The sequence below is a fragment of the Streptomyces roseolus genome (genome assembly GCF_014649855.1).
Taxonomy (GTDB): Bacteria; Actinomycetota; Actinomycetes; order Streptomycetales; family Streptomycetaceae; genus Streptomyces; species Streptomyces roseolus.
On sequence record NZ_BMTV01000021.1, the window covers coordinates 139957 to 160501 of the forward strand.

Annotated in this window: 20 protein-coding genes and 1 pseudogene; 13 read left to right on the forward strand and 8 right to left on the reverse strand. The window is 73.7% G+C overall.

All coding sequences use genetic code 11. The features are described from left to right. Positions 1-27: 27 nt before the first annotated feature. Both IE245_RS24350 and IE245_RS24355 read left to right on the forward strand, forming a co-directional pair. Positions 28-384: a DUF8819 family protein gene (locus IE245_RS24350; RefSeq protein WP_031015735.1), complete on the forward strand. Its 357-nt coding sequence runs from the start codon at positions 28-30 to the stop codon at positions 382-384. A gap of 28 nt (positions 385-412) precedes the next feature. Further along, a complete protein-coding gene (locus IE245_RS24355; protein WP_189951091.1) occupies positions 413-685 on the forward strand; it encodes a DUF4031 domain-containing protein in 273 nt (90 codons plus the stop codon). 247 nt (positions 686-932) lie between these two features. On the opposite strand, the gene IE245_RS24360 is transcribed toward IE245_RS24355, so the two are convergent. Further along, positions 933-1613 carry an HD domain-containing protein gene (locus tag IE245_RS24360; RefSeq protein WP_189951093.1) on the reverse strand — a complete coding sequence of 227 codons (681 nt, stop codon included), beginning with the start codon at positions 1611-1613 and terminating at the stop codon, positions 933-935. A gap of 200 nt (positions 1614-1813) precedes the next feature. Between IE245_RS24360 and IE245_RS24365 the strand changes: the two genes are divergently transcribed. From IE245_RS24365 to IE245_RS24375, 3 genes are all read left to right on the forward strand, one after another. Then, positions 1814-3247, forward strand: coding sequence for an MFS transporter (locus IE245_RS24365; RefSeq protein ID WP_189951095.1), 1434 nt, complete (start codon positions 1814-1816; stop codon positions 3245-3247). 281 nt (positions 3248-3528) lie between these two features. Then, positions 3529-3840, forward strand: coding sequence for a DUF2087 domain-containing protein (locus IE245_RS24370; RefSeq protein WP_189951097.1), 312 nt, complete (start codon positions 3529-3531; stop codon positions 3838-3840). Continuing rightward, complete coding sequence (locus IE245_RS24375) at positions 3837-4451, forward strand: LysE family transporter (protein WP_189951099.1); 615 nt, start codon at positions 3837-3839, stop codon at positions 4449-4451. Before IE245_RS24370 ends, IE245_RS24375 begins: the two co-directional genes overlap by 4 nt. Before the next feature lie 83 nt (positions 4452-4534). Here IE245_RS24375 and IE245_RS24380 read toward each other — a convergent pair whose 3' ends face one another. Both IE245_RS24380 and IE245_RS24385 read right to left on the reverse strand, forming a co-directional pair. Further along, a complete protein-coding gene (locus IE245_RS24380) occupies positions 4535-4855 on the reverse strand; it encodes a hypothetical protein (RefSeq protein ID WP_189951101.1) in 321 nt (106 codons plus the stop codon). Positions 4856-4880: 25 nt separating this feature from the next. Continuing rightward, positions 4881-6089, reverse strand: a pseudogene (locus IE245_RS24385) (serine hydrolase domain-containing protein). Between the two features lie 284 nt (positions 6090-6373). Here IE245_RS24385 and IE245_RS24390 point away from each other — a divergent pair. After that, entirely contained in the window at positions 6374-7003 is a 630-nt protein-coding gene (locus IE245_RS24390; RefSeq protein WP_189951103.1) for a histidine phosphatase family protein, read from the forward strand. A gap of 88 nt (positions 7004-7091) precedes the next feature. Here the strand turns inward: IE245_RS24390 and IE245_RS24395 are convergent, their stop codons facing one another. The 3 genes from IE245_RS24395 to IE245_RS24405 form a co-directional block, all read right to left on the reverse strand. After that, positions 7092-7373, reverse strand: coding sequence for a metal-sensitive transcriptional regulator (locus IE245_RS24395; RefSeq protein WP_189951105.1), 282 nt, complete (start codon positions 7371-7373; stop codon positions 7092-7094). Positions 7374-7404: 31 nt separating this feature from the next. Further along, positions 7405-9672 carry a heavy metal translocating P-type ATPase gene (locus tag IE245_RS24400; protein WP_189951107.1) on the reverse strand — a complete coding sequence of 756 codons (2268 nt, stop codon included), beginning with the start codon at positions 9670-9672 and terminating at the stop codon, positions 7405-7407. Between the two features lie 124 nt (positions 9673-9796). After that, the gene (locus tag IE245_RS24405) at positions 9797-10075 is read right to left on the reverse strand and encodes a heavy-metal-associated domain-containing protein (protein WP_189951109.1); all 279 of its coding nucleotides are present in this window, start codon (positions 10073-10075) and stop codon (positions 9797-9799) included. A 191-nt stretch (positions 10076-10266) separates the two neighbouring features. On the opposite strand from IE245_RS24405, the gene IE245_RS24410 reads away from it, so the two are divergent. The 4 genes from IE245_RS24410 (at position 10267) to IE245_RS24425 (ending at position 13527) form a co-directional block, all read left to right on the forward strand. Next, positions 10267-11196: a DUF8832 domain-containing protein gene (locus IE245_RS24410; RefSeq protein ID WP_189951111.1), complete on the forward strand. Its 930-nt coding sequence runs from the start codon at positions 10267-10269 to the stop codon at positions 11194-11196. 51 nt (positions 11197-11247) lie between these two features. Continuing rightward, positions 11248-11940 (forward strand): copper homeostasis protein CutC, encoded by a 693-nt coding sequence (locus IE245_RS24415; RefSeq protein ID WP_189951112.1) that lies wholly within the window; start codon positions 11248-11250, stop codon positions 11938-11940. 65 nt (positions 11941-12005) lie between these two features. Continuing rightward, positions 12006-12926: an aminoglycoside phosphotransferase family protein gene (locus IE245_RS24420; protein WP_189951114.1), complete on the forward strand. Its 921-nt coding sequence runs from the start codon at positions 12006-12008 to the stop codon at positions 12924-12926. A gap of 166 nt (positions 12927-13092) precedes the next feature. Then, positions 13093-13527 carry a DUF6892 domain-containing protein gene (locus tag IE245_RS24425; RefSeq protein ID WP_189951116.1) on the forward strand — a complete coding sequence of 145 codons (435 nt, stop codon included), beginning with the start codon at positions 13093-13095 and terminating at the stop codon, positions 13525-13527. Between the two features lie 124 nt (positions 13528-13651). Here the strand turns inward: IE245_RS24425 and IE245_RS24430 are convergent, their stop codons facing one another. Then, complete coding sequence (locus tag IE245_RS24430; protein WP_229851478.1) at positions 13652-15691, reverse strand: HelD family protein; 2040 nt, start codon at positions 15689-15691, stop codon at positions 13652-13654. 244 nt (positions 15692-15935) lie between these two features. On the opposite strand from IE245_RS24430, the gene IE245_RS24435 reads away from it, so the two are divergent. Both IE245_RS24435 and IE245_RS24440 read left to right on the forward strand, forming a co-directional pair. Beyond that, the gene (locus IE245_RS24435; protein ID WP_189951118.1) at positions 15936-16127 is read left to right on the forward strand and encodes a hypothetical protein; all 192 of its coding nucleotides are present in this window, start codon (positions 15936-15938) and stop codon (positions 16125-16127) included. A 170-nt stretch (positions 16128-16297) separates the two neighbouring features. Beyond that, entirely contained in the window at positions 16298-16594 is a 297-nt protein-coding gene (locus IE245_RS24440) for a hypothetical protein (RefSeq protein WP_189951120.1), read from the forward strand. 41 nt (positions 16595-16635) lie between these two features. On the opposite strand, the gene IE245_RS24445 is transcribed toward IE245_RS24440, so the two are convergent. Next, positions 16636-18273: a DNA repair helicase XPB gene (locus tag IE245_RS24445; protein WP_189951122.1), complete on the reverse strand. Its 1638-nt coding sequence runs from the start codon at positions 18271-18273 to the stop codon at positions 16636-16638. Positions 18274-18301: 28 nt separating this feature from the next. Between IE245_RS24445 and IE245_RS24450 the strand changes: the two genes are divergently transcribed. Next, positions 18302-19942, forward strand: coding sequence for a recombinase family protein (locus IE245_RS24450; protein WP_189951124.1), 1641 nt, complete (start codon positions 18302-18304; stop codon positions 19940-19942). Positions 19943-20545: the final 603 nt, after the last annotated feature.

Sequence of the window (20545 nt, forward strand, 5' to 3'; positions counted from 1 at the left end):
TCCGGGCGGCCGGGGGACAATGGCCCCATGGACGACATCGACCCCGTGGAGCAGGCGCTGCACGCCGCGCGCGCCCTGGTGCTGGCCGACCTCGCGGCCCGTGACGTGGCCGCCGCGCAGGTCGTGTCGATGGTGGAGGACGCGGTGACGCACCGCCGCTGGTGGGTCGAGCAGTGGCCCGAGGGCGTCGAGTACGTCGCCGGCCTCGTCGCCCAGGACGTCCAGGACGCCCTCCTGGAGGCCTACGGCCGCTGGCCCCTCTGCCCCGTCTGCTCCTCCGGCGACCCGCACGCCCTCGACGTGGAACCCGAACTGGGCCCGGACCCCCACTGGGTCTGCGGCAAGCAGGGCGTGGTGGTGGCCCGGGTGGGAGGCCTGACGTGAGGCCCGCCCCCGGGACCGGGCTCCGCCGATGACCCTCTACATCGACCCGCCGACCTGGCCGGGCCACGGCCGCATGTGGTCCCACCTCGTCAGCGACGCCTCCTTCGAGGAACTCCACGCCTTCGCCGCCGCCCTCGGCGCCCCCGCCCGCGGCTACGACCGCGACCACTACGACATCCCGTCCGACTGGTACGACAGGACCGTCGCGGCCGGCGCGGTCCCGGTCGGCTCCAAGGAACTCCTCCGCCGCCTGACGGAGGCGGGCCTGCGGCGGCCGAAGGGGCGGGCGGCGGGGGGCTAGCCCCGGCGGGCGGGGTGCGGCCGGCCGGGGCCGCGCGCGGGAGGCGTCAGCCCTGGTGGTCGTACGTCTGCCGGTTCGACGGCGCGGCCTGGGCGCCGATCACCACGCGGGACTTCTCGCGCTCTGGGGCGCCCGGTCGTGGACGCCCTGTCCGCGGACGTCCCCGCCCGGGGATGCCTCTGCCCGTGGATGCCCCGGCCGGGCGATGCCCCGGCCGGGCGTCTCGTGCGCGCCGGGCGGTGCGTGGTCAGCCGCCGGCGGTCAGTTCCGCGAGTTCCTTCTCCAGGTTCTCGCGGGCCCGGTCCTCCCAGGCCGCCGCGCCGTACGGGGTGCGGAAGAGGCGGGGGAGGGCGAGGAGGTGGCGGAGGACGGCGGCGCGGCCTTCGCGGAAGGCGGCGTCGGGGACGAAGGCGTACTCCTCGCGGACGGCTGCCGCGTACCCCCCGTAGGTGTCGGGGTCGGTGGCGAGGATCGCGAGGTCGGCGTCGCAGAGGGTCTCGCCGTTGAGGTCGCCGGGGGCCGGGTCGTGGGTGACGGTGAGGCGGACCAGGCGGGCCACCTCCGCGACCTCGTGGGCCGTCAACCCGGCTTCGGTCAGGGCGCGTTCGGCGAGGTGGGCGGAGCGTTCCTCGTTCTCGGAGCGGTCGGGACGGTAGACGGCGTCGTGGAACCAGGCGGCGAGGCGGACGAGTTCGAGCTCCCCGCCCTCGCCGCCCAGGTCGGTGAGCTCGTCGATCCGGTCGAGGACCGCCCGCAGGTGGGCGGTGGTGTGGTAGCGGCGTTGCGGTTCGGCCCAGCGGCCGAGCAGGTCGCGGCCGTACGGGGCGGGGTCGGGGCCCTCGCGGCCGGCGCGGGCGGCGAGCAGGGTGGCGTTCCAGCGCCGGAGGAGGTCGCCGGTGTCGGTCGCGCTGTCCTCGGTTGCGGTCATGGGCGCATTGTGCCCGTTCCCGGTGCCCGGGACGGGTGCGTCGGGCCCGCTCCAGGTGCCCGGATCCCGGGCGGTGGCTGTGGGTCCCCCTCGGGTCTTACGTACCCCCCATGGGTATGTTACGGTGCTCCGCGAAGGTACCCCCTGGGGGTATGTAGACGGCCCGGTTCGCCGGTCGGCCGCGAGTGAAGGGCAGTGCGATGTCGAACGTCAACCCCCGGCGCTGGTGGGCACTCCTCGTGCTCGCCACCGCCCAGTTCATGGTCATCATGGACACCTCGATCATCGGAGTGGCGCTCCCCGAGATGCAGAAGGACCTGGGCTTCTCCCAGGGCGAACTCCAGTGGGTCTTCAACGCCTACGTGATCGTCTTCGGCGGCCTGCTGCTCCTCGGCGGACGCCTCTCGGACCTCGTCGGAGCCCGGAAGATCTTCGTCACCGGCTGGTCCGTGATGATCGCCGGTTCGGTGCTCGCCGCCGCCGCGCAGACCGCCTGGGTCGAGATCGCGGGCCGCGCCGTGCAGGGCGTCGGCGGCGCGCTCATCGCGCCCTCCGCGATGACCCTCCTGATGATGCTCTTCATGCACGACCCGAAGGAGCTCGGCAAGGCGATGGCGCTCTACGGCGCCGCGGCCCCCGCCGGCGGCACCGCGGGCGTCTTCCTCGGCGGCGTCTTCACCGAGTGGGCCTCCTGGCAGTGGGTCTTCCTCATCTACATCCCCATCGGCCTGGCCACCCTCGCCGCCACCGGGCTCCTCCCGGAGGTCGGGTCCCGCCGCGGCGCCGTCGACGTCCTCGGCGCCGCCGCCGTCACCGCCGGCCTCGCCCTCGCCGTCTTCGCCGTCGTCCGCGCCCCCGAGGCCGGCTGGGGCTCCACCGGCACGATCCTCCAGCTGATCGGCGCCGCCGTCCTCCTCGTGCTGTTCCTCGTGATCCAGAAGTCCGTCCGCGAGCCGCTCATGCCGCTCGGCGTCTGGCGGGTCCCGCGGCTCGGCTCCGCCAACCTGGCGATGACGCTGCTCGGCGCCGCCTGGATCCCCATGTGGTACTTCCTCAACCTGTACCTCCAGCAGGTCCTCGGCTACGGGGCCTTCGCCTCCGGCGCCGCGCTGCTCCCGATGACCGTGCTCCTCATGGTCTTCATGACGGCCGTCACCGCCCGTCTGATGGCGAAGGTCGGCGCCAAGCCGCTCATCGGCGGCGGTCTGCTGGTCCTCGCCGCCGGCCTGGTCTGGCTCGCCGCCGTCGAGCCCACCGGCACCTTCCTCGTCGACGTCCTGCCGGCCTCGCTCGTCGCCGCGCTCGGCATGTCCCTCGCCTACATCCCGGCGATGATCGCCGCGATGTCCGGCGCCCCGCAGGAGCAGGCCGGTCTCGCCTCCGGCATCGTCAACACCACCTACAACGTCGGCTCCGCGCTCGGCCTCGCCGCCCTCACCGCGGTCGCCATGTCGCAGGGCGCCGACCGGCTCCGCGACCTGCCCGCGCTCACCGAGGGCTTCTCGGCCGCGTTCATCGGCGCGGCGTTCATCGCCGCGGTCGGCGGCGTCGTCACCCTCCTGGTGATGAAGAGCGACAAGGCCGTGGCCGCCGGGGCGACGCCCGTCCCCCAGGGCGAGAAGACCGCCGCCTGACCGGTGCCCGCCCGCGAGAGGGGCCGGCCGGCGTCCACCCCGGGCGCCGGCCGGCCCCTCGTCGGCGTGCGCCGGCCCGTCCGGGCCCGTCGCGGTGACGGCCTCCGGGCGGTGACGGCCTCCGGCGCGTCGGACCGTCGACGTGCGGGGCCCGCGGTGCGGGGGGCCCGCGGTGTGTGGGGCCCGCGGTGCGGGGGGCCCGCAGGGCGTCCGGTCGCATGACCGTCCGCCCCCGTCGAAAACCCTTTGCGGGGGAAGGGGCGGCCGACGACCCTTCCCCCATGAGCAGTCATCCTTCGCCGCGCCCCGTCGCGGATCTCTTCGCCGCCGACGGGCGGCTCGTCGCGATCCCGCGGCGCCCGGCCCGCCGCGAGGCGCTTCTCGCGCACCTCGCCGAGAGCCTCTTCGAGACCGGCCGCGTCTACCGCGAGTCCGAGGTCAACGAGGCCCTGAAGACCGTCCACGACGACTACCCGGCCCTGCGCCGCTACCTCGTCGTCGGCGGCTTCCTCGCCCGGACGAAGGACGGCGCGGCCTACCACCGACAGCGCACGGCCCCGGTCACCGGAGGTGCGACCCCCGCCGTCGCGTGACCGGCGCGGCGGTGGCCGGCCTGCTGGCCGGCTACGGCATCGCGATCCCGGTGGGCGCCGTCGGCGCCCACCTGGTGGCGGTCGCGGCCCGCAGCCCATGGCGTACGGGGGCGGGCGCGGCGCTCGGCATCGCGGCGGCGGACGGGGCGTACGCCCTGGTCGCGGTCGTCGGCGGGGCCGCGCTCGTGCCGCTCCTCGCGCCGGTGGCGACGCCCCTGCGCTGGGTGTCCGCGCTCGTCCTGCTGGCCCTCGCGGCGGCCTCGGCCCGTACCGCGCTCCACGCCCACCGCGCCGGGACCCCGGCGGAGGACCGGCCGGTGACGGCACCGCACCGGGCCTTCTGGACCTTCCTCGGCATCACGGTCCTGAACCCGATGACGGTCCTGTACTTCACGGCGCTCGTCCTCGGCGGCCACGCGACGACGGGCCCGGCCGAGGCGGCCGTCTTCGTCGCCGCGGCCTTCGCCGCCTCGGCGAGCTGGCAGCTGCTGCTCGCCGCCGCCGGCACCCTCCTCGGCCGCGCCCTGGCGGGCGCCCGGGCCCGGCTCCTCACGGGCCTGGCGTCGAGCGCCCTCATCACCGTCCTGGCGGTGGGACTGGTGGTCCGGTGACCCGGCAGGGCTGGACCAGGACGCGCGCGGCGCCCGGGTGGAGGGAGCCGAACGGTTGGTCCCGGCAGGGGAGTTCGGCGCGTTCAGTCGCGGCGGGCCGCCGCGAGGGCCGGCAGCGCGACGGCCGTGAGGGCCGCCCCCGCGGCCAGGACGGCGCCGCGGGAACGCCAGGACAGGGCCGACCACCGGGACTCCGCCGACAGCAGCGAGCCGAGGCTCGCCCAGGAGCCGACCGAGAGGACGGAGACCGCGGAGCCGACCGAGCCGACGGACAGGAAGGAGCCCACCGAGCCGACGGACAGGAAGGAGCCCACCGAGCCGATCGACAGCGTCGAGCCGACCGACCCGATGGACAGGAAGGAGTTCCGCGAACCGATGGACCGGTGTGAACCGTCAGCGCTCATGGCCCGATCGTAGACACGGCCGCGGTCAACGGCGCGGGGTGACCGAGCCCGCGTACACGTTCTTCGGCGTGATGACCTCGGTGACGGCCCTGGCCACCAGCGTCGACGGCTCCTGGCCGCCGCTGAGCGCGTCGGTGTTGAGCATCAGGACGAGCGTGGCCTTCCGGGACGGCAGGTGGACGGTCACGGTCTCGTAGCCGGGGAGGGAGCCGTTGTGGCCGATCCAGCCGTTGGTGTCGAGGATGCCGAGGCCGTACGAGGTGCCGGGGAAGCCCGTCGGGAGGGTCTTGAGGCGCTGCGCCTGGGTGGCGGGGCTGAGGAGTTCGCCGGTGGCGAGGACCTTCGCCCAGCGGTTCAGGTCGTCGAGGTCCGAGATCATCGCGCCGGCCGCCCAGGCCCAGCTCGGGTTCCAGTCGGTGGCGTCGGCGACGGCGCCGCCGAGCGTCTGGTCGGTGTAGCCGCGCGGGTGCGGCTCCGGGAACTCGGCGCCCTTCGGCAGGAACGAGTGCCGCAGCCCGGCCGGCCGGATCACCCGCTCGTGCAGCACCTACGCGAGGGGCCGGCCGGTGACCTTCTCGATGACGAGGCCGAGGAGGACGAGGTTGGAGTTGGAGTACTGGAAGGTGGCGCCCGGCTCGAAGGTGTTCGCGTGCCGGTAGCCGTACGACAGCACCTCCCACGGGTCGAACGGCCGCTTCGGGTCGCTCAGCAGGTCGCGGACGAAGTCCTGGTCGGCGGTGTACGGGAACAGGCCGCTGCGCATCCCGGCGAGCTGCCGCAGCGTGATCCGGTGGCCGTTCGGCACGCCCCGGACGTAGTCGTCGATCGGGTCGTCGAGCCCGGCCTTCCCCTCGTCGACGAGCTGGAGGAGCGCGGTGACGGTGAACGCCTTCGTTCCGCTGCCGATCCGGATGTACCCGTCGGCGGACATCGGCCGGCCGGTCCTCTTGTCCGCGACCCCGGTGGCCCGGACGTAGCACCCCTTCCCCGGCATCCGGACGCTGACGACGAGTCCGGGGATCCCGGCCTGCCGCCGGACCTTCTCGACGGTCGCGTCGAGGCGCTCGGCCATGGCGGGCGGCAGCCCGTCCCCGTCCCGGCAGTCGTCCCCGCCGCCGTGCCGGAGCGGTACGGGGACGGGGGCGGCGGTCGCCGGGAGCGCGGCGGGCGCGAGGACGGCCGCCGCGAGGAGCAGGGCGGTGGCGAGGAGCCGGCGGGGGGTGCGTCGTCGCATGGGGAGGGTCTTCCGGGGGGGGGCGAGGGGTGGGGGCGAGGGAGCGAGAGGAGCGGGTACGCGCGCTGCCAGATCAGCACCGACGGCCGTGCCGCCGCGCCGCCCGCCGACGGAAGCGGGGCGAGTCCACTCGTTCGGCGCCGCCCGGTCCGCGCCGCCCGCCCCGGTCCGCGCCGCCCGCCCCGGTCGGCGCGGCGCGCCCCGCAACCGGCGGGCGCCGGAAGCGCGTCCGGGAGGAGAACAGCAAGATCGTTTCTCTTGTCCCGTACGGAAGGCACTCCTCCATGAGCAGCGACAGCACGGCCGACCGCTTCCTCTACGTCACCCGGCACGGCGAGGCCACGTCCGACGAGAGCGGGCTGACGGAGGCGGGGCGGCGGCAGGCCGTGCTGCTCGGGGAGCGGCTGCGGGGCGTGCCGCTGGCGGCCGTCCACCACGGGCCGCTGCCCCGCGCCGCGGAGACGGCCCGGCTGATCGGCGAGCAGCTCGACGGCGTGCCCGTCGGCGCCTGCGAGGAGGCCGGGGACTACGTGCCGTACGTGCCCTCCCGGGAGGAGCTGCCGGCCGGGGCGGCCGACGCGATGCTCGGCTTCCTGGAGGGGTTCCCGGCGGAGGAGCGGGCGCGCGGCGCGGAGCTGGCGGCGGAGGCGGTCGCGCGCTTCACGGGGCCGGTGGAGGGGGACGAGCCGCGCCACGAGCTGCTCGTCACCCACAACTTCCTCGTCGGCTGGCTGGTGCGGGCGGCGCTGGACGCCCCGGCGTGGCGGTGGATGGGCGTCGACCAGGCGAACGCGGCGCTGACGGTGATCCGTTACGCCCCCGGCCGCCCGCCGTCCGTCCTCGTCCTCAACGACGCCCGGCACCTTCCCGAGGACCTCCGCTGGACCGGCTTCCCTCCGGCGCTCCACGTCTGACCCCGCGCCGGTTCCGCCCCGGGAACGACGACCGCCCCCGTGTGAGGACGGGGGCGGTCGTGAACCTCGGTCGTGCGCTTCGGTGCTATCAGCTCCGGATCAGCCGGGCGATCGCCTTGGACGCCTCGCCGACCTTCTCCTTCGCCTCGTCCCCGCCGGCGGCGATCGCCTCCGTGACGCAGCAGCTCAGGTGCTCGTCCAGGAGGGCGACGGCGCAGGACTGGAGGGCGGCGTTGATGGCCGAGACCTGCGTCAGGACGTCGATGCAGTACGTGTCCTCGTCGACCATCCGCTGCACTCCCCGGACCTGTCCCTCGATCCGGCGGAGCCTTCGGATGACGTCTTCCTTGTGCTGGGTGTAACCGGCCACGGGGGCTCCCGTCGGGTCAGGGGTCCGGAGGTCACTCGCCGGCGGCCCGGAAGCCGCGCAGCCGCAGGCTGTTGCCGACCACGAAGACCGAGGAGAAGGCCATCGCGGCACCGGCGATCATCGGGTTGAGCAGTCCGGCGGCGGCGAGCGGCAGGGCGGCCACGTTGTAGGCGAAGGCCCAGAAGAGGTTGGACCGGATGGTGCCGAGGGTCTTGCGGGAGAGCCGGATGGCGTCCGCCGCGGCCCGCAGGTCGCCTCGTACGAGGGTGAGGTCGCCGGCCTCGATGGCGGCGTCCGTGCCCGTGCCCATCGCGAGTCCCAGATCGGCCTGGGCGAGCGCGGCGGCGTCGTTGACGCCGTCGCCGACCATGGCGACCGAACGGCCCTCGGCCTGGAGGCGCTTGACGACGTCGACCTTGTCCTGCGGCATGACCTCGGCGATGACCTCGCCGATGCCGACCTCGGCGGCGACGGACTCGGCGACCGCCTTGTTGTCGCCGGTCAGCAGGATCGGCGCCAGGCCCAGGCCCTTGAGCCGGCGGATCGCCTCCGCGCTGGTCTCCTTGACCGCGTCGGCGACCTCCAGGACCGCGCGGGCCTCCCCGTCCCAGGCGACCGCGACGGCCGTCTTCCCGGCCTTCTCCGCCGCCTCCTTCGCGGACGCGAGGTCCGCGGGCAGCTCCATCGCCCACTCCTGGAGCAGCTTCTCGCGGCCGACGAGGACGGCGTGGCCGTCGACGATCCCCTGGACGCCGAGGCCGGGGACGTTCGCGAAGTCCTCGGGGGTGGGCAGGGCGCCGACCTTGGCGGCGGCGCCGGTGGCGACGGCCTGGGCGATCGGGTGCTCGGAGGAGTGCTCCAGGGCGCCGGCGAGGCGCAGGACGTCGGTCTCGTCCGTGCCGGCGGCGGTGTGGACCTTCAGGAGGGTCATCCGGCCGGTGGTGACGGTGCCGGTCTTGTCCAGGACGATGGTGTCGACCTTGCGGGTGGTCTCCAGGACCTCGGGCCCCTTGATCAGGATGCCGAGCTGGGCGCCGCGCCCGGTGCCGACCATGAGGGCGGTCGGGGTGGCGAGGCCGAGGGCGCACGGGCAGGCGATGATCAGGACGGCGACGGCGGCGGTGAACGCGGCGGTCAGGCCCTGTCCCGTGCCCAGCCAGAAGCCGAGGGTGCCGAGCGAGAGCGCGATGACGACCGGCACGAAGACGGCCGAGATCCGGTCGGCGAGGCGCTGGGCGGCGGCCTTGCCGTTCTGCGCGTCCTCGACGAGCTTCGCCATCCGGGCGAGCTGGGTGTCGGCGCCGACGCGGGTGGCCTCGACGACGAGCCGGCCGCCGGCGTTCAGGGTGGCTCCGGTGACGGAGTCGCCGACGCCGACCTCGACGGGGACGGACTCGCCGGTCAGCATCGAGGCGTCCACGGCGGACGAGCCCTCGACGACGGTGCCGTCGGTGGCGATCTTCTCGCCGGGGCGGACCAGGAAGCGGTCGCCGACCTGGAGTTCGGCGGTCGGGACGGTGGTCTCGCGCCCGTTCCTCAGGACGGTGACCTCCTTGGCGCCGAGCCGCATCAGCGCCTTGAGCGCGGCGCCGGCCTTCCGCTTCGAGCGGGCCTCGAAGTAGCGGCCCGCGAGGATGAAGGCGGTGACGCCGGCGGCGGCCTCCAGGTAGATGTTCCCGGCGCCGTCGGTGCGGGCGATGGTGAACTCGAAGGGGTGCGTCATCCCCGGCGTGCCGGCGGTGCCGAAGAACAGCGCCCACAGGGACCACAGGAACGCGGCGGTCGTGCCGACCGAGATCAGCGTGTCCATGGTGGCCGCGCCGTGCTTCGCGTTGGTCCAGGCGGCGCGGTGGAAGGGCCAGGCGGCGTACGTGACGACCGGCGCGGCGAGCGTGAGGCTCAGCCACTGCCAGTACTCGATCTGGAGCGCCGGGACCATCGCCATCGCGATGACGGGGACGGCGAGGGCGACGGCGGTGACCAGCCGCTGCTTCAGGGGCCGCAGTTCGGCGTCGGCCCTCTCCTCGTCGGAGGGGCCTTCCCCGGCGCCGTCGTGCGCGGGGCGCTCCGGCTCGGGTTCGGCGGCGGTGTAGCCGGTGGCCTCGACGGTGGCGATCAGGTCGGCGACGTCGATGTCGGCGGAGAAGGTGACCTTCGCCTTCTCGGTCGCGTAGTTGACGGTGGCCTCCACCCCGTCCATGCGGTTGAGCTTCTTCTCGATGCGGGCGGCGCAGGAGGCGCAGGTCATGCCGCCGATGGCGAGCTCGACCTGGGCGGTGCCCGGAGTGGTCGTGGTCATTTCCTGCTCCTCGGTGCAGCGGGGTCGGGGGTTCGGGGGGCCGGGGCCCGGGCGGCGGTCCGGGTCGGGCCCCGGCGGCTCGTGGGTCGGCGGCCGGTGGGGCCGGTGACTGGTGGGCCGGTGGTCAGGCGCGGCCGGTCAGCTCGTAGCCCGCCTCGTCGATCGCGGCGCCGATGGCGGCGTCGTCGGCGGCGCCGTCGGTGGTGACGGTCACCAGGCCGCCGGCGACGTCGACGGCCACGGAGAGGACGCCCTCCACCGCGCCGACGGACCGGCTGACCGAGGTCGCGCAGTGGCCGCAGGTCATGCCCGAGACGGCGTAGACGGTGCTGGTGGCCTCGGCGACGGCGACCGTGGTGGTGCCGGTGGAGCAGCTGTGGTCGGGGGTGCAGCAGGAACCCATGTCGTCCTCCATCGTGTGTCCAGTGGGACCGGATACCCTCGGGGGGTATCGGCGGTGCGAGTCCATGTATACCCCCCAGTGGTATCCGGCGCAAGTGTCGGACCGGCTTGACTTGATACCCCCTAGGGGTATGGTGAAGTGAGGGTGCGAGAGCGCGCGCCCGAGACCGCACCCGTACAGGGAGAGCAGCCATGAACACCGGAATGAAGATCACCGCCTTCGCCGCCGCACTCGCCGCGACCTTCGGCGCCGCGTACGGGGTCGGGAAGGGCGTCGGACCGGTGGACGAGCCCCGGAAGGCGGAGCACGGCGACCACGCCACGGCCGCCGGAACCCCCGAGAAGACGGCCCCCGCCGAACTCCCCGGCGGCCTCCAGGTCTCCCAGGGCGGCTACACCCTCGCCCTGGAGACCCCCGCCCCGCCCGTCGGCCGCAGCACCCTGAAGTTCTCCGTCCGGGACGCCGCGGGCGAGAAGGTCACCGCCTTCACCACCGAGCACGACAAGGAGCTGCACTTCATCGTCGCCTCGCGCGACCTGACGGTCTTCCGCCACCTCCACCCCGAGAAGGCCCCCGACGGCACCTGGACCGTCGAGGCCGACCTGCCCCGGGCCGGCGCCTACAAGGCCTTCGCCGACTTCAAGCCCGCCGCGAAGGGCGCCGAGGCCCTCACCCTCGGCGTCGACCTCGGCGTCCCCGGCGCCTACGCCCCCCAGCCCCTCCCCGCCCCCGCGCCCACCGCCACCGTCGACGGCTACCAGGTCCGCCTCGGCGGCACCCTCGACCCCGGCGAGCCCGGCGAGCTGCGCCTCACGGTCTCCAGGGGCGGCGAGCCGGTCACCGACCTGGAGCCCTACCTCGGTGCGTACGGCCACCTGGTCGCCCTGCGCCAGGGCGACCTCGCCTACCTCCACGTCCACCCGAACGAGGGCGGCCCCGGCCCCGACGTCTCCTTCACCGCCACCGCGCCGACCCCCGGCACGTACCGCCTCTTCCTCGACTTCAAGCACCGGGGCGAGGTCCGCACGGCCGCCTTCACGGTGAAGGCCGGCGACCGGACCGCCTCCCCGGCGCCCTCGGAGACGGCCGAGCACGATGCGGGAGGCCACACGCACGGCTAGTCTGGTCATTGGACTAGACCTGTAGCCGTCATTCATGGAGGAATGGGCGCAATGAGCAACCGTGCTGTCCTGGAGGTGATCGCCCTCGACGAGCAGGACGCGGTCGCCGCCCAGACCGGGGGCGCCGACCGCCTCGAACTCGTCACCGACATGGCGGCGGACGGCCTCACCCCGTCGACGGCCACCTTCACGGCCGTCCGCCGCGCCGTCGACATCCCGCTCCGCGTGATGCTCCGCCTGGCGGACGGCTTCGCCGCCGGTGACGTCGACGCGCTCGTCGCACGGGCCTCCGAGCTCCGCGCCGCCGGCGCCGACGCGTTCGTCCTCGGCTTCCTCACCGCCGACGGCGCACCGGACCTCGTCGCCGTCGAACGGCTCATCGCCGTCCTCGACGGCGCCCCGTGGACCTTCCACCGCGCCATCGACCGCGCCGCCGACCGCGACGGCCTGCGCAAGCGCCTCGCCGACCTCCCCGGCCTCGACACCTACCTGACGGCCGGTGCCGCCGCCGGCGTCGACGACGGCCTGCCCGTCCTCGAAGCCGAGGCCGCCCGCGCCGGGGAACCCGGCTACGAGCCCCGGATCCTCGTCGGCGGCGGCCTGCGCCTCGACCACCTGCCGCGCCTGCGCGCCGCCGGCCTCACCGCCTTCCACATCGGCGGCGCCGCCCGCCCCCGGGGCTGGGCCGCCCCGGTCTCCGCCGAAGCGGTCCGCACCTGGCGCGAGGCGATCGACACCCCCTGACCCGGCGGCCGGGCCGCCCGAAAAGCCGGTGCGCCGCCGCGACGCGCGGCGCTAGCCTCCCGCCCATGGCGGACGCGCGGAACGCACCGGACGGGATCGACACGGCACGGGTACGGCGGCTGATCGCGGCCCAGTTCCCCCAGTGGGCCGCCCTGGACGTACGAGAGGTCGCCTCGGCCGGGACCGACAACGCGCTGTTCCGGCTGGGCGACGACCTCGTCGTACGCCTCCCCAAGGCGGAAGGGGCGACGGGCCAGATCGAGAAGGAACACCGCTGGCTGCCGAGGCTGTCCCCCTCCCTGCCGCTCGCGACCCCCGTCCCCGTGGGCACCGGCGTCCCGGGGGAGGGCTTCGGCCGCCCGTGGGGCGTGTACCGGTGGCTCGACGGCGCCGACGCCTGGGCGGCGCCGGTGACCGACCCGGCCCACGCGGCGGAGGAACTGGGCCGCTTCGGCGTCGCCCTGCGCGCGGCCGACGCCACCGGCGGCCCCCGCTCCTTCCGCGGCGGCGCCGTCACCGACTGGGAGGGCGGCGCCCTCCCGCCCGCGGTGGAGGCCCTCGCCTCGGCGGGCCTCCTGGACGCGCCCACCGCGCTCGCGGCCTGGGAAGAGGTGCTGGCCCTCCCGGCCTGGGACCGGCCGCCGGTCTGGCTCCACGGCGACCTCCTCCCCGGCAACCTCCTCACCCGCGACGGCCGCCTGACCGCCGTCATCGACTTCGGCGGCCTCGGCACCGGCGACCCGGCCGCCGACCTCCTCCCCGCCTGGACCCTCCTCACCGCCGCCACCCGCCCCCTCTTCCGCGAGGCCTCCCGCCTCGACGCAGCCACCTGGGCCCGCGGCCGCGGCTGGGCCCTCTGCTGGGGCCTCGTCACCGACCACTACTACGGCGCCCTGCCCGGCCCCGGCACCGCCCCCGTCCCCAACCCCGTCCTGGCCGCCGTGGCCCGCCGAGCCTGGACCGAGGCCCTCCCCGAGTTCGGGTGACGGCCGGGCCGCGCGCCGAAGCGCCCGCCGCCGCCGGCCGCCCGGCCGAGGCGCACGCCCCCGCCCGGGACACCGCCTCGACGTGCCGGACGCGGTCCCTCGTCCGGCCCTTCGACGACCGACGCCACCGCCGGGGCTGTCGGAGCGGCGTGGTACCCATGTCCCCATGACCCGGTTCCACGACTTCAACCTCAAGCTGCTCGTCATCGAGGAGCTCATGTACCAGGCGGGGACCCTCTCCCCGGTCTACGACCTGCACGCCCGGATGGCCGGGCGGGGCATCGCCGACGCCGCCTCCCACGTCCTGGAGAACGGCCTCCACGAGGAGGTGCTGCCGGAGTCCCGGGAGTACTTCGAGGCGCTGGAGATCCCGGCGGAGCTGCTCGCCACGGTCGAGGAACTGTGCTTCGACGCGGGGGCGGACGTCTTCCGGCACTGCGCGCCCGCGTGGGACGGCGAGGACGACCTCTTCGACGTGCGGTCGCTCGACGACCTCGACCTGCTGCCGAACCTCCGCGAGGTCACGTTCGTGGAGGACGGCGTCCTCGCGGTGCCCGGCGCGGCGGACGTCTTCGCCGCACGGGGCATCACCACGGACTGACCCCGCGCCACCGTGCCCCCGCCGCCGTTCCCGTTCGCGGGCGCCCCGCCGCCGCCGTTCCGTCAGGGGCCCGCGTTCCGCCGGGGCGGTGGGCGCAGGCCAAGGCACAGGGGCGATGGTGGCGTCAGGCAGACGGGGCCAACTGGCCCGGCAGGGGGGCCGCGTGGACGATCGTCAGGCCGGAGACGGCTCGGGTGAGGGCGACGTACAGGCGGCGGAGCCCGGTGCGTTCGTCGGGTTCGCCGGAGACGACGGCCGCCGGCTCGTCGAGGACCACGTAGTCGTACTCCAGGCCCTTCGCGAGCGAGGCCGGGACGAGGGTGAGGCGGGACTCGGCGGTGGTCTCCTCGCCGGGGGAGAGGTGGGCGAGGCCCGCCGCCTCCAGCGCCTCCGCCAGCGGCGCGATCCGCGCGTCCGCGGCGATCAGACCGATCGAGCCCTCGTGCGCGAGCGCGTCCACGCACGCGGCGACGACCGCCGCGTCGGACGGCGCCGCCGCCTCGCGGATCTCGAAGTCGCCCGGGTTCTCCCGTACGGACTCCACCGGCGCGAGGCCCGGCGCCATGTGGGGGAGGAGGCGGGAGGCGTAGGCGATGACGTCGGTGGGGACGCGGAAGCCCGCCGTCAGCTCCTCGACGCGGGACCCCGGCTTGCCGAGGTGCGTCAGGGCCTGTTCCCAACTCGCCGTGGCCCACGGGGTGGTGCCCTGCGCCAGGTCGCCGAGGACGGTCGCCGAACCGGTCGTGCAGCGCCGCCCCACGGCCCGGTACTGCATCGGCGACAGGTCCTGCGCCTCGTCGAGGACCACGTGGCCGAGCGAGGGCGTCCGCTCGACGAGGTCCGTCGCCTCGTCGATCAGCACCGCGTCCGCCGCCGACCACTTCGCGGTCTTCACGCTCCGCGCGGGCTTCGTCCACAGCAGCAGCTTCTGTTCCTCCTCGCTCAGCACCCCTTCCGCGTGCTCCGCCAGGAACTCCGCGTCGCCGAGCAGCCGGAGCACCAGCTTCGCGGGGTCGACCGCCGGCCAGCACTCCTTGACCATCGCCTTCACCGCCGCGTTCCGCGCGACCGCGTTCTGCACCCGGTCGTCGGGCGCCTCGCCGGCCTGCTCCATCCGTACGAGGACGGCGTGCGCGACGCGCTGCGGCAGCGCCTCCCTGGCCGCCCCGTAGCGGATGTCGCGCGCGGCCAACTCCCGGACGATCTCCTCCAGTTCGTACGCGGGAATCCGCCAGCGCCGCGAGCCGCGCACCACCATCAGCGGTTCCGTCGGCATCGTGACGTGCGACCGGACGGCCCGCCGCAGCACCTCCGCCATCCGGGCGTCGCCCTTCACGACCGCGGTCGGTGCCTCGTCCGTGCCCCGCACCTCCACGTGCGCGACGAGGTCGTCGACGGTCGCCTGCTTCACCTCCAGCTCGCCGAGCGCGGGCAGCACCTGCTCGATGTACTGGAGGAAGGACCGGTTCGGCCCGATGACGAGGGTTCCGGTGCGGGCCAGCCGCTCCCGGTGCGCGTAGAGGAGGTAGGCGACGCGGTGGAGGCCGACGGCCGTCTTCCCGGTCCCGGGGCCGCCCTGCACGCACAGCGTGCCGGACAGGTCGGAGCGGACGATCTCGTCCTGTTCGGGCTGGATCGTCGCCACGATGTCCCGCATGGGGCCGACGCGCGGGCGCTCGATCTCGGCCTGGAGGAGCCGGCTGGTGCGTTCGAGCTCGGCCGGGTCGGAGAGGCGCTCGTCCTCGTACGCGGTGAGTTCGCCGCCCGTGTAGCCGAAGCGGCGGCGCAGCCCGACGTCCCGCGGGTCCTTCTTCGACGCCTGGTAGTACGGCTGGGAGACCGGCGCGCGCCAGTCGACGACCATGGGGTCGCCGTGCGCGTCGTGGACGTGCCGGCGGCCGATGTAGAAGCGCTGTCCGTGCTGGGTGGGCGGCAGGTAGTCGAGCCGGCCGAAGAAGAGCGGCGTGTGGGAGAGGTCGGCGAGCGCCTTGATGCGGTCCTCGATCTGCCGCTCCAGGACGATCGAGTTCACCCAGTTCGCGGTGACGTCCTTGATGTCCAGCGCCTCGACCTCCTCGCGCATGGCGCGCAGGGCGGCACGGGAGGAGGCGAGGTGGGCCCGCTCGCGTACGAGCGGATCGTCGGTGGGCACGGCAGCGGACACGGTGAAGCCTCCGGTCGGTACACGGATCACGGACACACGGGCACGTCGATGTGGCCGCCGGTTTCCGACCGGACGGCGGCGCTCTCCGTACGCGGACGGGAGGCGGGGAAGCCGGTGAGTCTAACTCCGGACCGGGGGGCCGGGCGAATCGGTTTCCCGTAGGGGACGGGGTCCGCCGTAAGGGTGAGCCGGGTTCCGCCCCCAGGGCGATGTGCGGCGAATGTCCGGATTCCAGAATGGAGTCATGAGCGCGACGACCTTCACCCTCGTGACCACCGTCCCCCGCCCCCGGCCCGGCCGCCTCGCGGCCACGGCCCTCCGCGCGGCCCGCGCCTTCGGCTCCGCCGCCGTCGGCGTCACCCTCCTCGGCGACCTGGGCCCGGAGGGCGCCGGCGTCCGAAACCCCCGCCCGGCGCACCTGCGGGACCGGACCTGACGCGGGCGTCGGGAACCCCCGCCTCGCGCGCACCCGCGAGACACGGGCCTGACGTGGGCGTCGGCGTCCCCGCCCACCCGCGGGACCGGGACCGGGACTGAGTACGCGTCCGGCACCGGCTGAGTACCCGCACCCCTGACGGCGGCCCGGCATGGTGCTGGGATGGGGCCATGACGACACCGCGCCCCGCTCCCGACCCGTACGCCCCGAGCCCGCTGGCGCTCCGCGCCTTCGCGGCCTTCGGCCTGCTGCTCGTCGCGGTCTGCACGGTGGCGGCCATGGCGGTCACCCTCGACGACGCGATCTCCGGCGACGGCGTCGGCGGCGGCTTCGTCGCGGCCGGCTTCTGGGCCGTGGGCCTCGCCGCCGCGGCGGGCGTGGCGGCCCTCGTCGTGCCCCGCCGCGCCCTCGTCACCGCCCAGTACGTCCTGGCCCTCGCGGGCCCGGTCCTGGCCCTGATGGACTGACGGGCCGGGAGACGGACGGACCGGGAGACGGACGGGCCGGGTTACGGCGCCAGCAGCTCGTCCGCGTCGACGATCCGGTACGCGTACCCCTGCTCCGCCAGGAACCGCTGCCGGTGGGCGGCGAAGTCCTGGTCGATGGTGTCGCGGGCGACGACCGAGTAGAAGTGCGCCTGGTGGCCGTCCGCCTTCGGGCGGAGCACCCGGCCGAGGCGCTGGGCCTCCTCCTGGCGGGAGCCGAAGGTGCCGGAGACCTGGATGGCGACGGTCGCCTCGGGCAGGTCGATGGAGAAGTTCGCGACCTTCGACACGACGAGGACGTTGATCTCGCCGTTGCGGAAGGCGTCGAAGAGCCGCTCCCGCTCCTTGTTCGTCGTCTCGCCCTTGATGACGGGCGCGTCGAGGTGCGCGCCGAGCTCGTCGAGCTGGTCGATGTACTGGCCGATGACGAGGATCTGCTGCCCGGCGAACTTCTTCACCAGCGCCTCCGTCACCCGCCGCTTCGTCGCCGTCGTCGCGCAGAAGCGGTACTTCTCCTCCGCCTCGGCCGTCGCGTAGGCGAGCCGCTCCGACTCCGTGAGGTTGACCCGGACCTCGACGCAGTCGGCGGGCGCGATGTACCCCTGCGCCTCGATCTCCTTCCACGGCGCGTCGAACCGCTTCGGCCCGATCAGCGAGAAGACGTCCGCCTCCTTGCCGTCCTCGCGCACCAGCGTCGCGGTCAGGCCGAGCCGCCGCCGGGCCTGGAGGTCGGCGGTGAACTTGAAGACCGGCGCGGGCAGCAGGTGCACCTCGTCGTAGACGATCAGGCCCCAGTCACGGGAGTCGAAGAGCTCCAGGTGCGGGTAGACGCCCTTCCGCCGGGTCGTGAGGACCTGGTAGGTGGCGATGGTGACGGGACGGATCTCCTTCTTCGTCCCGCTGTACTCGCCGACCTCGTCCTCGGTCAGCGAGGTCCGCCTCACCAGCTCGTTCTTCCACTGCCGGGCGGAGACGGTGTTGGTGACGAGGATCAGCGTCGTCGCCTTCGCCCTGGCCATCGCCCCGGCGCCGACCAGCGTCTTGCCGGCGCCGCAGGGCAGCACGACGACGCCGCTGCCGCCGTGCCAGAACCCCTCGACGGCGTGCTGCTGGTACGGCCGCAGGCTCCAGCCGTCCTCGGCGAGCTCGATCGGGTGCGCCTCGCCGTCGACGTACCCGGCGAGGTCCTCGGCGGGCCAGCCCAGCTTCAGCAGCGTCTGCTTGATCTGGCCGCGCTCGGAGGGGTGCACGACCACCGTGTCGGGGTCGATCCGCGCCCCGACCAGCGGCTGCACCCGCTTCGACCGGAGGATCTCCTCGAGGACCGGCCGGTCGGTCGTGGTCAGCACCAGTCCGTGCGCGGGATGCTTGGTGAGCGTGAGCCGCCCGTACCGGTCCATGGTCTCGGCGATGTCCACGAGCAGCGCGTGCGGCACGGGGTACCGGGAGTACTCGACCAGCGCGTCCACGACCTGCTCGGCGTCGTGTCCGGCGGCCCGCGCGTTCCACAGCCCGAGCGGCGTCACCCGGTACGTGTGGATGTGCTCGGGCGCCCGCTCCAGCTCGGCGAACGGCGCGATCGCCCGTCGGCACGCGTCGGCGAGCTCGTGGTCGACCTCCAGGAGCAGCGTCTTGTCGCTCTGGACGATCAGGCAGGACACACATACCTCCGCAGATAGGATCGTCAGCGTGACAGACACCACACCTGCCACCGCTACGGCCCGGGCCTTGCCCCGTGCCCGTCGCCCCAAGGGCGTCTCGGCCAACGCGCCGGGAATGCGCGCAGCCATCTATGTCCGCCTTTCGCGGGAAACAGAAAACTCTACCTCGCCCGAGCGTCAGCGTGCGGCCTGTGAGGCACTGTGCGCGGCCCGTGGCTGGCAGGTCATAGCCGTGGAAGAGGACATCGACGTCTCGGGCTACTCGCGCGGCCTGGACCGTCCCGGGCTTCAGCGGATCCTGGCCCGTCTCGCCGAGTTCGACGTGATCGTGTTCTTCAAGATCGACCGCCTGGCCCGCTCCACGGTGGACTTCGCGGAGATCATGAAGGTGACGCAGGCGGAGAGCGTGGCTCTCGCGTCCGCCACTGAGCCGCTGGACCTCACCTCTTCCATGGGGCGCGCGATGGCGAAGGTGATCGCGGTCTTCGCCGAGCTGGAGTCCGACACCATCGGTATGCGTGTCTCCAGCGCCCATGAACACCTGCGGCGGGAGGGCCGCTATACGGGCGGCAGGGTGCCGTACGGGTATCGGGTGGCCCCCAACCCCGACGGCGCGGGGAAGGTCCTGGAGGTCAACCCCGAGGAAGCGAAGACGATTCGCGAGATCGTGGAACGGGTCCTCAACAAGGACTCGCTGCTCAAGATCGCAGTGGACCTCACGGAGTCCGACAAGCCGTCGCCCGGCCACTCGTCGCGTCAGACCACGGGCAAGCGCAGCGACTCCAAACGGTGGTACCCCTCCACGCTGCGGAGCCTTCTCGGGAACCCCCAGTTGCTGGGGCAGGTGATCGAGGACGGCAAGCCGATCCTGATGACGGACGGACTACCGCTGGTCAACCGCACGCCGATCCTGGACATGGACACCTGGCAGGCGTTGCAGGACGAGCTGAGCCGGCGAGCCAATCCGGGGGACCGACGCCGCGAAGGAACGGCGCTGCTGCGGGGGATCGTCTACTGCGCGGTGTGCCACAACCGCATGTACACGTACGTCGCCAAGGGCCGCATCCGCTACCGGTGCATCGGCCGGCTGAAGGCCCGGCAGGCGGGCACGGAGTTGACTTGCTACGGCGTGAGCATCGCGGGTGAGGGCATGGAGCAGCACGTCACGGCGCTGTTCCTTGAGAAGTTCGGGGCGTTCCCCGTGGTGCGCATGGTGGAGCACGTGGGGGAGGACTTCCGCCCGCAGATCCGGCAGGCCAGGGAAGCGCTGGAGGACCTGGAGAAGGACCGGTACGACCGTGGTCTGTTCAAGGGCGAGGAGGGGGACGCGAGGTACGCGGCTCAGTACGCCAAGCTGGAGGAACGCCTGGCATCACTGAACGAGAAGCAGCGCACCGCCAAGCCTGCGGGCGTGGAGGCGGTCCCGACCGGCCGGACTCACGCACAGCTCTGGAAGGACGCGGACACGGCGGGCAAGCGCGATCTGCTGCTGAACGCGGGGGCGTACGTCGAGGTCGGCATGGCCCGCAAGGGCGGCCCGAGACTGGACACTTCCCGCCTCGCGGTCCACTTCGGAGAGGACGGCGAGATCCGCCGCGCGGACGCCGACGGCAAGGACGTCGAAGCGGTCGTACAGCGCGCTGCGGCTCAGGCGCTTGAGCTGTTCTGAGCTCTCTTGACCACTGTTCGCGGCCCGTTGCCGGGGAACCCCTGGCGGCGGGCCGTCCGCGCTCCCAGGGGGTGCCGCCGGCTTGCTGCTCTCTCAGCGGCGGAGCGATGACGGAATGACGGTTCTCCCTACTTTTTTTGATTGCACATAGAAAAATAAGAGAAGAACAGATCAGGGGGTACATCCGTCATCCCGTCATCGCAACCCTGTGCAGCTGAGGGTGAGTCACGCACGCTGCGCGTGTGTGAGTAGCGGGGTGAGAGCCGCAGCCGCATCCCTTTGCGCGTGAGGGGGTGGGCGGTGGCCCCCTTCCACGCTTGACCAGCGCGTGTGGGAGCGAAAACTCTCCGCTGGCTCGTCAGGGTGTTTTCGCGGAGGCAGCGTAGCTCGGTGTGACGATCGGCGGTCGTCTCGGAAACGATGGTTATTGAGACGATCTCGTCACCCCCTCTCGGCTCTCGAAACCGTGTAGCAAAACCCGTCTCAGAACTCGCTCGAATCCCTTCGGGTTATGAGACGGGTTGTGAGAGGTCGTTTTCACCTGCATCGGTGGGTTATCGCTGGTTTCCCAGAGTGCAGGGTCGCGGTGCCCGTGAGGCTGGG

What these genes read in the sequence shown, in the direction of transcription:
- IE245_RS24440 (WP_189951120.1), top strand. Translation starts at nt 16,298, where the DNA reads ATGACGACACCGCGCCCCGCTCCCGACCCGTACGCCCCGAGCCCGCTG.
- IE245_RS24350 (WP_031015735.1), top strand. Translation starts at nt 28, where the DNA reads ATGGACGACATCGACCCCGTGGAGCAGGCGCTGCACGCCGCGCGCGCC.
- IE245_RS24435 (WP_189951118.1), top strand. Translation starts at nt 15,936, where the DNA reads ATGAGCGCGACGACCTTCACCCTCGTGACCACCGTCCCCCGCCCCCGG.
- IE245_RS24405 (WP_189951109.1), bottom strand. Translation starts at nt 10,075, where the DNA reads ATGGGTTCCTGCTGCACCCCCGACCACAGCTGCTCCACCGGCACCACC.
- IE245_RS24365 (WP_189951095.1), top strand. Translation starts at nt 1,814, where the DNA reads ATGTCGAACGTCAACCCCCGGCGCTGGTGGGCACTCCTCGTGCTCGCC.
- IE245_RS24415 (WP_189951112.1), top strand. Translation starts at nt 11,248, where the DNA reads ATGAGCAACCGTGCTGTCCTGGAGGTGATCGCCCTCGACGAGCAGGAC.
- IE245_RS24370 (WP_189951097.1), top strand. Translation starts at nt 3,529, where the DNA reads ATGAGCAGTCATCCTTCGCCGCGCCCCGTCGCGGATCTCTTCGCCGCC.
- IE245_RS24380 (WP_189951101.1), bottom strand. Translation starts at nt 4,855, where the DNA reads ATGAGCGCTGACGGTTCACACCGGTCCATCGGTTCGCGGAACTCCTTC.
- IE245_RS24425 (WP_189951116.1), top strand. Translation starts at nt 13,093, where the DNA reads ATGACCCGGTTCCACGACTTCAACCTCAAGCTGCTCGTCATCGAGGAG.
- IE245_RS24410 (WP_189951111.1), top strand. Translation starts at nt 10,267, where the DNA reads ATGAACACCGGAATGAAGATCACCGCCTTCGCCGCCGCACTCGCCGCG.
- IE245_RS24400 (WP_189951107.1), bottom strand. Translation starts at nt 9,672, where the DNA reads ATGACCACGACCACTCCGGGCACCGCCCAGGTCGAGCTCGCCATCGGC.
- IE245_RS24360 (WP_189951093.1), bottom strand. Translation starts at nt 1,613, where the DNA reads ATGACCGCAACCGAGGACAGCGCGACCGACACCGGCGACCTCCTCCGG.
- IE245_RS24355 (WP_189951091.1), top strand. Translation starts at nt 413, where the DNA reads ATGACCCTCTACATCGACCCGCCGACCTGGCCGGGCCACGGCCGCATG.
- IE245_RS24390 (WP_189951103.1), top strand. Translation starts at nt 6,374, where the DNA reads ATGAGCAGCGACAGCACGGCCGACCGCTTCCTCTACGTCACCCGGCAC.
- IE245_RS24420 (WP_189951114.1), top strand. Translation starts at nt 12,006, where the DNA reads ATGGCGGACGCGCGGAACGCACCGGACGGGATCGACACGGCACGGGTA.